11 protein-coding genes and 2 pseudogenes are annotated in these 13,537 nt (G+C 69.9%); 7 read left to right on the plus strand and 6 right to left on the minus strand.

Annotation, left to right across the window (positions count from 1 at the left end):
* The first annotated feature begins 122 nt into the window (after window positions 1-122).
* The 3 genes from E2651_RS32920 to E2651_RS32930 all read left to right on the plus strand — a co-directional run bounded on the left by E2651_RS32920 (window position 123) and on the right by E2651_RS32930 (window position 3,785).
* The gene (locus E2651_RS32920) at window positions 123-1,994 is read left to right on the plus strand and encodes a transglycosylase domain-containing protein (protein ID WP_135334915.1); all 1,872 of its coding nucleotides are present in this window, start codon (window positions 123-125) and stop codon (window positions 1,992-1,994) included.
* Window positions 1,995-2,136: 142 nt separating this feature from the next.
* Window positions 2,137-2,781, plus strand: coding sequence for a dihydrofolate reductase family protein (locus tag E2651_RS32925; protein WP_135334923.1), 645 nt, complete (start codon window positions 2,137-2,139; stop codon window positions 2,779-2,781).
* A gap of 101 nt (window positions 2,782-2,882) precedes the next feature.
* Window positions 2,883-3,785, plus strand: coding sequence for an NmrA/HSCARG family protein (locus tag E2651_RS32930; protein ID WP_135334916.1), 903 nt, complete (start codon window positions 2,883-2,885; stop codon window positions 3,783-3,785).
* 13 nt (window positions 3,786-3,798) lie between these two features.
* On the opposite strand, the gene E2651_RS32935 is transcribed toward E2651_RS32930, so the two are convergent.
* Window positions 3,799-4,317, minus strand: a complete 519-nt coding sequence (locus tag E2651_RS32935) for a DUF3291 domain-containing protein (protein ID WP_135334917.1) — start codon at window positions 4,315-4,317, stop codon at window positions 3,799-3,801.
* Window positions 4,318-4,517: 200 nt separating this feature from the next.
* Here E2651_RS32935 and E2651_RS32940 point away from each other — a divergent pair, with 200 nt between their 5' ends.
* The gene (locus tag E2651_RS32940) at window positions 4,518-6,125 is read left to right on the plus strand and encodes an AMP-binding protein (RefSeq protein WP_135334918.1); all 1,608 of its coding nucleotides are present in this window, start codon (window positions 4,518-4,520) and stop codon (window positions 6,123-6,125) included.
* Window positions 6,126-6,150: 25 nt separating this feature from the next.
* On the opposite strand, the gene E2651_RS32945 is transcribed toward E2651_RS32940, so the two are convergent.
* From E2651_RS32945 to E2651_RS45605, 3 genes and pseudogenes are all read right to left on the minus strand, one after another.
* Window positions 6,151-6,846 (minus strand): hypothetical protein, encoded by a 696-nt coding sequence (locus E2651_RS32945; RefSeq protein WP_135334919.1) that lies wholly within the window; start codon window positions 6,844-6,846, stop codon window positions 6,151-6,153.
* Between the two features lie 135 nt (window positions 6,847-6,981).
* Window positions 6,982-7,260 carry a hypothetical protein gene (locus E2651_RS32950; protein WP_135334920.1) on the minus strand — a complete coding sequence of 93 codons (279 nt, stop codon included), beginning with the start codon at window positions 7,258-7,260 and terminating at the stop codon, window positions 6,982-6,984.
* A 148-nt stretch (window positions 7,261-7,408) separates the two neighbouring features.
* Window positions 7,409-7,897, minus strand: a pseudogene (locus tag E2651_RS45605) (protein kinase); the annotation flags it as partial.
* Here E2651_RS45605 and E2651_RS45610 point away from each other — a divergent pair.
* From E2651_RS45610 to E2651_RS45615, 3 genes and pseudogenes are all read left to right on the plus strand, one after another.
* Window positions 7,830-8,138 (plus strand): hypothetical protein, encoded by a 309-nt coding sequence (locus tag E2651_RS45610; RefSeq protein WP_245239377.1) that lies wholly within the window; start codon window positions 7,830-7,832, stop codon window positions 8,136-8,138. The pseudogene E2651_RS45605 and the gene E2651_RS45610 overlap by 68 nt on opposite strands.
* Before the next feature lie 259 nt (window positions 8,139-8,397).
* Window positions 8,398-10,185 (plus strand): glyoxylate carboligase, encoded by a 1,788-nt coding sequence (gene gcl / locus E2651_RS32960; protein WP_135334924.1) that lies wholly within the window; start codon window positions 8,398-8,400, stop codon window positions 10,183-10,185.
* Between the two features lie 213 nt (window positions 10,186-10,398).
* A pseudogene (locus E2651_RS45615) lies at window positions 10,399-10,509 on the plus strand (OmdA domain containing protein); the annotation flags it as partial.
* Between the two features lie 457 nt (window positions 10,510-10,966).
* Here the strand turns inward: E2651_RS45615 and E2651_RS32970 are convergent.
* Complete coding sequence (locus E2651_RS32970; RefSeq protein WP_135334921.1) at window positions 10,967-12,424, minus strand: catalase; 1,458 nt, start codon at window positions 12,422-12,424, stop codon at window positions 10,967-10,969.
* Window positions 12,425-12,610: 186 nt separating this feature from the next.
* Window positions 12,611-13,501, minus strand: coding sequence for a 2-hydroxy-3-oxopropionate reductase (locus tag E2651_RS32975; RefSeq protein ID WP_135334922.1), 891 nt, complete (start codon window positions 13,499-13,501; stop codon window positions 12,611-12,613).
* Between the last annotated feature and the right edge of the window lie 36 nt (window positions 13,502-13,537).

Here is a 13,537-nt window from a genome sequence, read left to right on the forward strand (position 1 = left end):
GTTGTATCAGCTGTGTATCGGCCGGATCCGAGCCCCGGCCGATACACAGCTGATACAACCTCGCGCCACAGCCGACATCCCGCTTTGAGCCGCCCAAGATCTTCTCTGCCGAGGATGCCGTCATGCGTATCAGGCGGTGGCCAGGGGTGCTCCTGCGGGAGAAGCGGGAGAAGCGGGAGAAGCGGGAGAAGCGGGAGAAGCGGGAGCCAAACGACCGTGGCGAGAAGCCGGTTGGCGACACCGCCGCCCGCCGCAGGCGCCGGCACGCCACCCTCCGTCCCAAGAGCCGCCTCCGCCGCCTCTTCAGCTGGAAGAAGATCCTCACCGCGGTGCTCGCCTTCATCCTGCTCGTCGTGGGCGGCTTCACCGTCCTGTACTTCGCCATCGACGTCCCGCAGGCCAACGCGCAGGCCAAGGCGGAGAGCAACGTCTACCTCTACAGCGACGGCACCCTGCTCGCCCGCACCGGCGACATCAACCGTGAGTCCGTCCCCATCAGCCGGGTGTCGAAGCCTGTCCGGCACGCCTTCGTCGCGGCCGAGAACAAGTCGTTCTACGAGGATTCCGGCATCGATCCCGCAGGCCTCGCCCGGGGTCTGGTCAGCACGGTGTCCGGCGAGGGCACCCAGGGCGGCTCGACGATCACCCAGCAGTACGTCAAGAACTACTACCTCAGCCAGGAGCAGACCCTCACCCGCAAGGCGAAGGAGATGGTCATCTCGCTCAAGGTCGACCGGCGCGAGTCCAAGGACGACATCCTCGCCGGGTACCTCAACACCAGTTACTTCGGCCGTGTCGCGTACGGCATCCAGGCCGCCGCCCGCGCGTACTACGACACGGACGTCTCGGACCTGACCGTCGAGCAGGGCGCGTACCTCGCGGCGCTGGTGCAGGCGCCCAGTCAGTACGACTGGGCGGTGGCCGGGCCCACCGCCCGGCGGCTCGTCAAGGAACGCTGGAACTACGTACTGGACAACATGGTCGGCCAGGGCTGGCTCGACAAGGCCGAGCGGCAGCGGATGCGCTTCCCCGTACCCAGGGAACCCCGGCCCGCTCCCGGCCTCGACGGACAGGCGGGGTACCTGGTCGACGTAGCCAACCGTGAACTCGCCGCTTCCGGCATCAGCGAGCAGCAGCTCGCGGCGGGCGGCTGGACCATCACCCTCACCATCGACCGCAAGCGGCAGCGGGCGCTGGGTACCGCCGTCGACGCGGGCCCTGACCGCCCCGGCGCCCAGGCCGGCGCGGTGTCGGTCGACCCCGGGGACGGGCGGATCGTCGCCCTGTACGGCGGCCGTGACTACACCAAGCACTACCTCAACAACGCCACACGCTCCGACTACCAGGCGGGCCCCGCCTTCCTGCCGGTCGTCAGCGCGAGCAAGGTGGAGAACCACGAGGCCCGTCCCGAGCCGTCCGCCGAACACCCCTTCCCCGGTGTCGAGAAGACCGCCGTGGACCTCGGCATCGACCCGCACGCCGGCGACTTCGACGACCCCGAGGCGGTGTCCCTCGGCCTGCTCGGCGCCGGCCCGCTCGAACTCGCCGGGGTCTACGCCACGCTCGCCCACCACGGCCAGAAGGTCACCCCGTCGCTCGTGAAGTCCGCCCACCGCGGCGACGAACACGCCGACCTGCGCGGCCGGGTGGGCGGGCAGGCGGTCTCCCGCACCACCGCCGACGCCGTCACCGGGGACCTGCAGGCCGGCTTCGACGGGTGGCCGACCGCCCCGGGCCACGGCTCGACGGCCACCGTCCAGCAGCCCGTGGCGGTCGTCTCGGGCGCTTCCGACGACGGGAAGGCGGCCTGGCACATCGGCTACACGCCCCAACTGCTCACCGTCGTGGGCCTGTTCGGCGAGAACCCCAAGAGCGGCAAGCAGGTCCGCCTGGCCGCGGACGGGGAGAGGCGCGCCGGGCGGATCTGGACGGACTACATGAGCCAGGCGCCAGAGGGCGAGCCCCCGGCCCGGCGCGACCCCGGACGGCCGTAGGGGCCGTTCGCGTGGCACGAAGCCGGGGGCCGTCGCGGCGATGAGTCTGCCGGCGCCCGCAGGTCTACCTTCCGACCGATACAGCTACAGCTACAGCTACAGCTACAGCTACAGCTACACCCAACTCATCGGGAGCAGGGGCATGGGCCTCATCCACATCGAACTGTTCGCCACCCTCGACCTCGTCGGGCAGTCGCCCGGCGGCCCCGACGAGGACCCGGCCGGGTTCCCGTTCGGCGGCTGGCAGGCGCCCCTTTGGGACGACGTCGCCGGGGCGCAGGTCGGTGCCGCGTACGAGGGCACGGACGCCCTCCTGCTCGGCCGGCGGACGTATGACATCTTCGCCGGGTACTGGCCGTACCAGGAGGGCGGCCAGGACAACGGGATCGCCACGCTCTTCAACAGCGTCCCGAAGTACGTGGCCTCCCGCGGCACGCCCGACCTCTCGTGGGCCGGATCCACGCAGCTCGGCCCCGATCTGGCCGGCGCGGTGCGCGAGATCCGTGACCGGCACAAGCACGTGAAGGTCGTCGGGAGCCTGAACCTGGTGCAGACCCTTCTGCGCGAGAAGCTCTTCGACCGTCTCGACCTCTGGGTGCACCCGATCGTGCTCGGCGTCGGCAAGAAGGTGTTCGAGGGCGGCGAGGTGCCCACGAGCCTCACACTCCTCGAACCGCCGGTGGCCGGTCCGAAGGGCACCGTGTATCTGCGCTACGGGCTCGCCGACGGCACGCCGGGGACGGGGGACATGACCGCAGCCGATCGCGGTGCCGGGCGGGACGACTGAAGCCGATTGACAAGCGGAGGATGCCTCCGGTTAATGGTGCGTAGCGTGCGCCCAGGCGGCTCGGCCCGGGCGTCTTGTGCGGTGCCGTCTCGGAGGTGGACGTGGATTCGATCGTGCTGGTGACCGGGGCCACCGGACTGCAGGGTGGTGCCACCGCCCGGCATCTCCTGGCCGGGGGGTGGCGGGTGCGCGCTCTCGTGCGTGACGCGAAGACGCCGGCGGCCCGTGAACTCGCGCGAGGCGGAGCCGAACTCGCCGTCGGCGACATGACGGACGGCGCCTCCCTGAAGGCGGCGATGCGCGGAGTCCAGGGGGTCTTCAGTGTCCAGCCGACCGCCGGATATCCGGGTACGCCCCCTGAGTTCACCGTCTCCGACGAGATCCGCATGGGCAGGAACGTGGCCGACGCGGCGGCGGATGAAGGAGTCCGGCACGTGGTGTACGCCTCGGTCGGCGGTGCGGAACGCTCGTCGGGCATCCGCCGCTGGGAGAGCAAATGGCGGATCGAGCAGTACATGGCGGCGCTCGGGCTGCCCGTCACCGTGCTGCGTCCGGTGCGGTTCATGGAGAACCAGTCCCACCCCGCCCTCGGTGTGCGCGACGGGGTTCTCTCCGATGTCATCAAGCCGCATGTGCCGGTCCAGCTCATCGCCGCCGGTGACATCGGCGCCTTCGCCGCGCTCGCTTTCGCCGACCCCGCGCGCCATCTCGGCCGGGCCCTGGAGATAGCGGGGGACGAGCTGACGTTCCCACAGATCACCGAGGCGATCAGCCGTGCCACCGGGCGCCGCGTCACGTACCGGCCGATCCCGCGCGAGGCGCTCGGCCAGGCCGACCCCGACGCCCTGGCCGGATACGAATTCGCCAACCACCGGGGCGGTTGGCAGGCCGACATCCCCGAACTGCGCCGCCTGCACCCGGACTTGATGGACTTCGATACGTGGCTGCGTACGGAGGGAGTGGAACGGTTCGCCGCGCTGTTCGGGGCGCGGGGCGCGCTCTGAGCATCCCCTCCTCCTACACCGCCGCCTCGTCCCCGGCCTGAAGGTGCTGGGCGGCCTCGGCCGCGGTGTAGGAGGAGGCGAAGGTGAATGCGCGGGGGGACGGACCGTGTGCCCGCAGGTCCGCAAGGCGCTCCAGGGCCTCTTCGACGGTCGGGAGGTGGCCGGCCGGGACCCACCAGAGCACGGCGTGCGCCTCGACGTGCCGCTCGAACCATTCGCGGCGGCGCCGCATCACCTCCAGGTGCCCGCTGCGGTAGGCGAAGTCCCACAGGGCCTCCTGGGTCTGCCACACCGACAGGTTGACGATGACGTCCTCGCCCGCAGGGCGCAGTTCGGTGGCGTCGGCCGCCCCCTCCTCGACGAGCCGCCACACGAAGCCGGGCGCGCCGTCGGCGGCGGTGTTGACCGGGTCGAGCTGCTCGACGAACGGCGCCATGCGCGGGTCTTCGAGGGGGTAGCGGAGGGTTGAGACGTTGAGCTGGGCGAGGTGGGCGGCGTGGGTGTCGTGGGCGGCATGCGGGGATGCGGTCATGGGCTCATCCCAGCACGGCCCAGTTTTCTATGTCAATCGACGTTGTTTTTAGACCTCGTCCCCGCCACCGAGTCGATCTTCGTCCCGCCCAGGGGTAGGCGGCCCGATGCGCCGCAGGGCATGCTGGACGTCATGGTGCAGAAGGTTTGCGCGGGGGTGCGCCAGAGGTCACCGCGCGTGCCCCGAGGAGGACTTTGCCGGTGACTGAGCTTTCGTACGCGCAGGGTGTGAGCACGACACCGCTGCTCGGTGACACGATCGGGCGCAACCTCGACCGGGCCGTCGAGGCCTGGCCGGAGCGGGACGCGCTGGTGGACGTGGCGGCCGGCGCGCGGTGGACGTACGTCGAATTCGGGGCGGCCGTCGATCAGTTGGCGCGCGGGTTCATGGGGAGCGGGGTCGCCAAGGGCGACCGGGTCGGCATCTGGGCGGTGAACTGCGCCGAGTGGGTCCTCGTGCAGTACGCCACCGCGCGGATCGGCGCGATCATGGTGAACATCAACCCGGCTTACCGGGCACACGAGTTGGAGTATGTGCTCAAGCAGGCCGGGGTGACGGTTCTGGTCGCCTCGCAGTCGCACAAGTCGAGCGACTATCGCGCGCTGGTCGATCAGGTGCGGTCCGACTGTCCCGACCTGCGGGCCGTCCACTACATCGAGGACGGGTCATGGGACGCGCTCCTCGATGCGGCGACCACCGTCTCGGACGCTGAACTCGCCGCGCGCGAGGCCGAGTTGAGCTGTGACGACCCCGTCAACATCCAGTACACGTCGGGCACGACCGGCTTCCCCAAGGGGGCCACGCTCTCCCACCACAACATCCTCAACAACGGCTACTGGGTGGGCCGGACCGTCGGCTACACGGAGCAGGACCGGGTGTGCCTGCCCGTGCCCTTCTACCACTGTTTCGGGATGGTGATGGGGAATCTGGGGGCCACGTCCCATGGCGCCTGCATCGTCATCCCCGCGCCGTCCTTCGATCCGGTGGCCACACTGCACGCCGTCGAGCGGGAGCGCTGCACCTCGCTGTACGGGGTGCCGACGATGTTCATCGCGGAGCTGAACCTCGCCGACTTCGCGACGTACGACCTGAGTTCGCTGCGCACCGGCATCATGGCGGGCTCGCCCTGCCCGGTCGAGGTGATGAAGCGGGTGGTCGCCGAGATGCACATGGAGGAGGTCTCCATCTGCTACGGCATGACGGAGACGTCCCCGGTCTCGACGCAGACGCGCCGCACGGACGACCTGGAGCGGCGGACCGGAACGGTGGGGCGGGTCCTTCCGCACATCGAGGTCAAGGTGATCGACCCGGTGAGTGGTGTGACGCTGCCGCGCGGCGCGTCCGGCGAACTGTGCACGCGGGGCTACAGCGTGATGCTCGGCTACTGGGACGAGCCCGAGCGGACCTCCGAAGTGATCGACGCCGGGCGGTGGATGCACACCGGGGACCTCGCGGTGATGCGCGAAGACGGTTACGTCCAGATCGTCGGCCGCATCAAGGACATGATCATCCGGGGTGGCGAGAACATCTACCCGCGGGAGATCGAGGAGTTTCTGTACGGTCACCCGAAGATCGCGGATGTTCAGGTGGTGGGCGTCCCCGACGAGCGGTACGGGGAGGTGCCGCTCGCCTGCGTCATCCTGCGGGACGCGACGGATCCGCTGACGCTGGAGGAGCTACGGGCGTACTGCGACGGGCAGTTGGCCCACTACAAGATCCCGGCCGGGCTGCGGATCCTGGAGGACTTCCCCATGACGGTGTCCGGGAAGGTGCGGAAGATCGAACTCAGGGAGCGGTACGGGGCGTAGCCACTCCGCGGGCGACGGCCCGGCGTCACGCCCCCGTCGCGAGGAGCTCGTCCGCCGGGGAGTTCACCGGCTGCGGCGTGCCCGTGAGGTCGATGACGAACAGGGGGACCGACAGCGCCTGCGCGCGGGCGTGGGCCGCATCCTCGTAACCCGCAAGGGAGAAGCAGAGGCAGGTCGTCGCCTCCGCCATGGCGGTCAGCCACAGGCATTCCACGTCGCGGAGGGAGAGCGGCCGTACCGACGGCTCTATCAGCGCGATCACGCCCTCCGCGGCGACCCGCACGCCGGACGGCGCCCGCTCGACCGCCCCGCGGATGTCCCGGTACCCCAGCCATCGCAGGTACAGCGCGGCCACCGTCACCACGTCCCGCGCCGTACGGACGGTGATCGGCTGGAACGCGGGGCGCGGGGCCGGAGCCGTCCGGGGAAGCGGGATGTGCGCGGCGGCCGTCACCGGAGGCGTACGCACCGGTATGCGCAGCACCGCCCCGCATCCGCACCCCAACTCCGGCTGCGGCCACTGCCCTTGGCGCCCGCACACCTGGCACCGCACGGTCACCCACGCGTCCGCCCACGTCCGGTCCGTGACCGGCGCCACCGCCGCGCCGCGCGCCAGCGGCGGGACCACGGGCGCACCGCACCCGCAGGTGTACGTCGGCGGCGCGTACACATGCTCGCGCCGGCAGACGGGACACCGCACCGGCATGCCGCTCTGCGTCATCGCCCTCACCGTCCGCCGACCCTGGAACCGTCCACCGACCCTGGAACCGTCCACCGACCCTGGGGCCGTCCGCCGCCCCGTGGAGCGTCCATCGTCCACCAAACACGGGGCCGGGGGCGGGTGATTGACGGTACGTCAGGCGAATCCCGCCGCCCCGATCGTGGACTTCGAGCTGGACGTGAAGACCTTCGAGTCGCCGATGTCCTTGTGCCACAGGAGCTTTCCGCTGCCGGTGTCGACGGCGCCGACCCGCGTGCACTTGGCCTGACGGTTCGGGTCCTTGCCGAAGCTGAGGGCGCCGATGCCGCCGGACGTCGCGCTCGGGCCCGCCGATGCCGAGCAGGTCCGCAGGGAGTTGGGGGGTTTGACGGTCCAACACGAGCAGCAGCCCCGCCACCACCCCCGCCACGGCAAGCAGCGTGCCCGCCACGGCAAGCACAGTGCCTGCCACGGTGAACGCCCGGCGCCTGCTGCCCGGCAGTGGAAGCCCCGCCATGCGGGCGACGGTGCGCGGGGCAGGACGGGCCGCCGGGGTCTTGGCGAGGCAGGCGGAGACCAGCGGAGGGAGCTCCTCCGGGACGCCCGCGAGGTTCGGCTCGGCGTGCACGGTGCGGTAGCCGACCGCGTCGGAAGGGCCGCTGCCGAAGGGGGCGCGGCCGGCCGCTGCGAAGGCGAGGGCCGCGCCGAGCGAGAAGACGTCGGCGGCGGGCGTGGAGGCGCCCTGGGTGAGGTGCTCCGGGGCCGCGTACCCCGCGGTGCCGGGCGTCGCGCCGCTCGCGGTGAGCCCGGTGCCGTCGGTGGCCCGTGCGATGCCGAAGCCGATGACGCGGGGTCCGGTGGGGGAGAGGAGAACGTTCGACGGCTTCAGATCGCGGTGTACGAGCCCGGCCCGGTGGATGGTGCTGAGCGCTCCCGCCAGGGCGCCGGCGAGGGAACGTAACGCGGACACCGGGAGGGGACCGCCGCCCTCGCACACGCGCGCGGTGAGTGTGGGACCCGGGACGTACTCCGTGGCGAGCCAGGGCACGGCGGCGCCGGGGTCCGCGTCCACGAGCGCCGCGGTCCACGGGCCGCGGACCGCGCCGAGCGCGGCGATCTCGCGCGCGGAGGGGGTCCCCCTGCTCCTTAAGAGCTTGGGGGAGGGCCCGGAACTCCTCGTCCCCGGCGAGAAGGCGATGCGCGACCTTGAGGGCGACCGTGCGGCCCGCGCCGTCGTGCGCGACATGGACTCTGCCCATCGCGCCCTGCCCGAGGAGTGGTCCGGTCGTCCAGCAGCCGAAGCGTTGCGGTGATGCGGCCACGGTCGACCCCCCGATGGTGTGGCCCGAATCCATCGACTGGGACGGGGCTCCGAGCGGCCCGGTTCCCGGATCTCTCTTGACGGTCTCCGTCATACCCCCCTACATTGCTTCCATATAGCAGAACATAATTTCCACAATGCGGAAACTGAAGCTCACCGCGGGGCGCGACGGGAGCCGAAACCGCCAGCCGTACACGGCGGCCGCAAGGCCGCCGAAGCTGTCGAAGCTGTTGTCGAAGCAGGAGAACCCCATGGCTCGTATGACCGCTGCCCGCGCGGCAGTTGAGATCCTCAAGCGCGAAGGTGTCGTCAACGCGTTCGGTGTGCCGGGCGCCGCGATCAACCCCTTCTACAAGGCGCTCAAGGAGGGCGGTGGCATCGACCACACGCTCGCCCGCCACGTCGAAGGCGCCTCGCACATGGCCGAGGGCTACACCCGCACCAACCCGGGCAACATCGGCGTCTGCATCGGCACGTCGGGCCCGGCGGGCACCGACATGATCACCGGTCTGTACTCGGCGACCGGTGACTCCATCCCGATCCTCTGCATCACGGGCCAGGCGCCGACGCACCTGCTCCACAAGGAGGACTTCCAGGCCGTCGACATCGCGACGATCGCCAAGCCGGTCACGAAGATGGCCGTCACGGTCCTGGAGGCCGCGCAGGTTCCCGGCATCTTCCAGCAGGCCTTCCACCTGATGCGCTCGGGCCGTCCGGGCCCGGTCCTGATCGACCTGCCCATCGACGTCCAGCAGACCGAGATCGAGTTCGACCCGGACACGTACGAGCCGCTGCCGGTCTACAAGCCGTCCGCGACCCGCGCCCAGATCGAGAAGGCGATCACCTTCCTGGTCGAGTCCGAGCGCCCGCTGATCGTGGCCGGCGGCGGCATCATCAACGCCGACGCCTCCGACCTCCTGGTCGAGTTCGCCGAGATCACCAACACCCCGGTCGTGCCGACCCTGATGGGCTGGGGCACCATCCCCGACGACCACGACCTGAACGCGGGCATGGTCGGCCAGCAGACCGGCCACCGCTACGGCAACGCGACGTTCCTGGAGTCGGACTTCGTCCTCGGCATCGGCAACCGCTGGGCCAACCGTCACACCGGCTACGCCCTTGACGTGTACACCGAAGGCCGCAAGTTCGTGCACGTCGACATCGAGCCGACCCAGATCGGCAAGATCTTCGCCCCGGACTACGGCATCGCCTCCGACGCCAAGGCCGCCCTCGAGCTCTTCGTCGAGGTCGCCAAGGAGCTCAAGGCCGCCGGCAAGCTCCCCGACCGTTCCGAGTGGGTCGCCTCCCACCTGGAGCGCAAGGAGACGCTGCAGCGCCGTACGCACTTCGACAACATCCCCATGAAGCCGCAGCGCGTCTACGAGGAGATGAACAAGGCCTTCGGCCCGGAGACGCGTTACGTCACCACCATCGGCCTCTCGCAGATCGCGGGCGCCCAGATGCTGCACGTCTACAAGCCGCGGCACTGGATCAACTGCGGCCAGGCGGGCCCGCTCGGCTGGACCATCCCGGCCGCGCTCGGCGTCGCCAAGGCCGACCCGGAGACCCCGGTCGTCGCGCTGTCCGGTGACTACGACTTCCAGTTCATGATCGAGGAGCTTGCGGTCGGCGCGCAGCACCGCATCCCGTACGTCCACGTCCTGGTCAACAACGCCTACCTGGGCCTGATCCGCCAGGCCCAGATCGGCCTGGAGATCAACTTCCAGGTCAACCTGGAGTTTGAGAACCAGAACAGCCCCGAGCTGGGCGTCTACGGCGTCGACCACGTCAAGGTCGCCGAGGGCCTGGGCTGCAAGGCGATCCGGGTCACCGACCCGAACGACCTTGCCGCGGCCTTCGAGCAGGCCAAGAAGCTGGCTCAGGAGCACCAGGTGCCGGTCGTCGTCGAGGCGATCCTGGAGCGCATCACGAACATCGCGATGAGCCCGACGGCCGACATCAGCGCCGTCAAGGAGTTCGAGGAGCTCGCCACGGAGCCGGGTCACGCGCCGACGGCCATCCGGCCGCTGAAGGTGTGACACGGCGCTGAGCGCCGGACGCGGCGCTCAGCTCTGACAGGGGCGGTTCACCCGTGGGGGGTGGACCGCCCCTTTGTCGTGGGCGGGTGTCGTAGGCGGGAATGACCGGACGAGCACCACGCCGGGCAATGACCGGACGAGCACCACGCCGGGCAATGACCGGACGAGCACCACGCCGGGCTCGCCAGGCGTCTGGGGCAAGCTCGCCAAGGGCTTTCCGCCGAGGGGCGTGTGCGGGAGTCGGGCCTCGCGGAGGCGGCGGCGCAGGCGGACGGGCGCTGGGCGGCGGCGTACGCATCACAGGCCGACGCCAGGCGCCCCGAAGGGGCGCGGGGAACTGCGCGACCAGCCACGATGAACCCGCAGACGAAGAGCAGCCCCACAGACCCCACAGACCCCGCAGTCCGCCAAAGCCGGCGCACGCGAAAGAGCGCCGGGTTAGGGGACCGTCCCTAACCCGGCGCTCTGCCTAGGAGGTTGTAGCCGTCCGACCGCGCGCGACTGGCGGAACATGCATACGCGCTGCCGGACGGAGTCTGGATTTCGGCTTGGTCCGCGGTGGCCGTGAATGGACCTGCGGAATCCCTTCCCTCAGGTCGAGAAGGGAGCCGCCTGACCTTTACCACCGCACTGGCTCACGAAGCCACCGCGGACCTTTGCCTGTCCGCCGGAGCGGACTGCCCGCTTACCACGGGACCACCCCTCATCCGGGTCCGTGACGGTGCGGGCGTCGCGTCAGGGGAATGACCTCCCGTCAGACCCCTGACGCAGCTGGGGAGTTCTAGTCCTCGCGCAGGGCGCGGACCGCCTCCTCCACGCGCTTGCCGTAGTCGGCGTCGGCGGCGTGGAAGTGGGCCAGGTTCTTCTCGATGACGTCGTCGCGGGAGACCTGGGACAGGCCGCCGGCGATGTTCGCCACGAGACGGGACTTCTCCTCCTCCGACATCAGGCGGTACAGCTCGCCCGCCTGGAAGAAGTCGTCGTCCTTGGTGTGGGCCGGCGCCTCGTGCGTGCCGGTGTGGCCGTTGACGGCGAGCGGGGCCGACAGGGCCTGGCCCGTCTCGGCGGGACCGTCGTACGAGTTGGGCTCGTAGTTCTTGCGGTCGCGGCCGTACGCGTTGGACGCCATCAGGCCGTCACGGCCGTAGTTGTCGGCCTTCGTCGCCTTCGGCGCGTTCACCGCGAGCTGGGTGTGGTTGACGCCCAGGCGGTAGCGGTGCGCGTCCGCGTAGGCGAACAGACGGCCCTGGAGCATCTTGTCCGGCGAAGGACCGATGCCCGGAACGAAGTTGTTCGGGGAGAAGGCTGCCTGCTCCACCTCGGCGAACACGTTGTCGGGGTTGCGGTCCAGGACCAGACGGCCCACGCGCTGCAGCGGGTAGTCCTTGTGCGGCCACACCTTGGTGAGGTCGAACGGGTTGAAGCGGTACTCCGCCGCGTCGGCCGCCGGCATGATCTGCACGTGCAGCGTCCAGGACGGGTTCACACCGCGCTCGATGGCCTGGAGGAGGTCCGTCTGGTGCGAGTTCGCGTCCTTGCCCGCGATCTCGGCGCCCTGCTCCGAGGAGAGGCTGCGGATGCCCTGGTTCGTCTTGAAGTGGTACTTGACGAAGAAGGCCTCGCCCTGGGCGTTCGTCCACTGGTAGGTGTGCGAGCCGTAGCCGTTCATGTGGCGGTACGAGGCGGGGATGCCGCGGTCGCCCATCAGCCAGGTGATCTGGTGCGTCGCCTCGGGGGCGTGCGCCCAGAAGTCCCAGACGTTGTCCGCCTCCTGCTTGCCCGTGAACGGGTCACGCTTCTGGGAGTGGATGAAGTCGGGGAACTTGATCGGGTCCTTGATGAAGAACACCGGGGTGTTGTTGCCGACGAGGTCGTAGTTCCCGTCCTCGGTGTAGAACTTCAGCGCGAAGCCGCGCGGGTCGCGGACCGCGTCCGCGCCACCGAGGTTGTCGGCCACCGTGGAGAAGCGCAGGAACGTCTCGGTGCGCTTGCCGACGGTGTTCAGGAAGTCGGCGGAGGTGTACGCGGTGACGTCGTCCGTCACCTCGAAGTAGCCGTACGCGCCGGAACCACGCGCGTGCACCACGCGCTCCGGGATGCGCTCCCGGTTGAAGCGGGCGAGCTTCTCGAGCAGGTGCTGGTCCTGGAGGAGAAGCGGGCCACCGACGCCGGCGGTGGCGGAGTTCTGGTTGTCGGCGACAGGAGCGCCGGACTCGGTCGTAAGCACGCGCTTCGACATGTGTCGGGTGGGCCTTCCGTGCGGGAACTGCTGAGGTGACGCGAGCGTAAGTACGCCTGAACAGCTACGTCAACAGTTTGTTGAAGTTGAGGTTATGGTTCCGGGCCGCGGCGACGCCTGGGCGCGACAGGACAGGTGTCAGCGCCGCCACGGCCCGGAAGCTTGATGGGAGCTCCGGAGGAGCTCTTAGAGCTGGGCGCCCGAGAGGCGCTCGACGGCGCGCAGCAGGGCGGAGTGGTCGAGGCCGCCGTCGCCCTGCGCGCGCAGGGAGGCGACCAGCTGGGCGACCACGGCGCCGACGGGCAGCGCGGCACCGACATTGCGGGCGGCGTCGGTGACGATGCCCATGTCCTTGTGGTGCAGGTCGATCCGGAAACCGGGCTTGAAGTCGCGGTTCAGGAAGTTGTCCTTCTTGCGGGTCAGTACGGTCGAGCCCGCAAGCCCCCCGTTCAGGACGTCGAGCGCGGCGGTCAGGTCCACGCCCGACTTCTCCAGGAAGACCACGGCCTCGGCGCACGCCTGGATGTTCACGGCGACGATCAGCTGGTTGGCGGCCTTCACGGTCTGCCCCGAGCCGTGCGGACCGCACAGCACGATGGTCTTGCCGAGGGTGTCGAGGAGCGGCTTGGCCTCGTCGAAGTCGGCCTTCTCGCCGCCGACCATGATCGACAGTACGGCCTCGATGGCACCGGCCTCGCCACCGGACACCGGGGCGTCCAGGACGCGGATGCCCTTGGCCTTGGCGGCCTTGGCCAGGTCGACGGAGGTCTGCGGGGTGATCGACGACATGTCGACGATCAGCGCACCGGACCTCGCGTTCTCCAGGATGCCGTTCTCGCCGTACGCGATGGCCTCGACCTGCGGGGACGCGGGCACCATCGTGACGATGACGTCGGCGTCCTTGACGGCCTCGGCGATCGAGGCGGCGGCGGTGCCGCCGGCGGCGCTGAGCCGCTCCAGCTTGTCCTGCTCGAGCGTGAAGCCGGTGACGGAGTAACCAGCCTTGATCAGGTTCTCGGACATGGGGGACCCCATGATGCCGAGTCCGATCCACGCGATCTTGGGAAGGTTGCTCATGGTGGAGCCTTTCTGAAAAAACTACGGGGTTACGGG

This window comes from Streptomyces sp. MZ04, from assembly GCF_004684775.1.
In the GTDB taxonomy this organism is placed as follows: domain Bacteria; phylum Actinomycetota; class Actinomycetes; order Streptomycetales; family Streptomycetaceae; genus Streptomyces.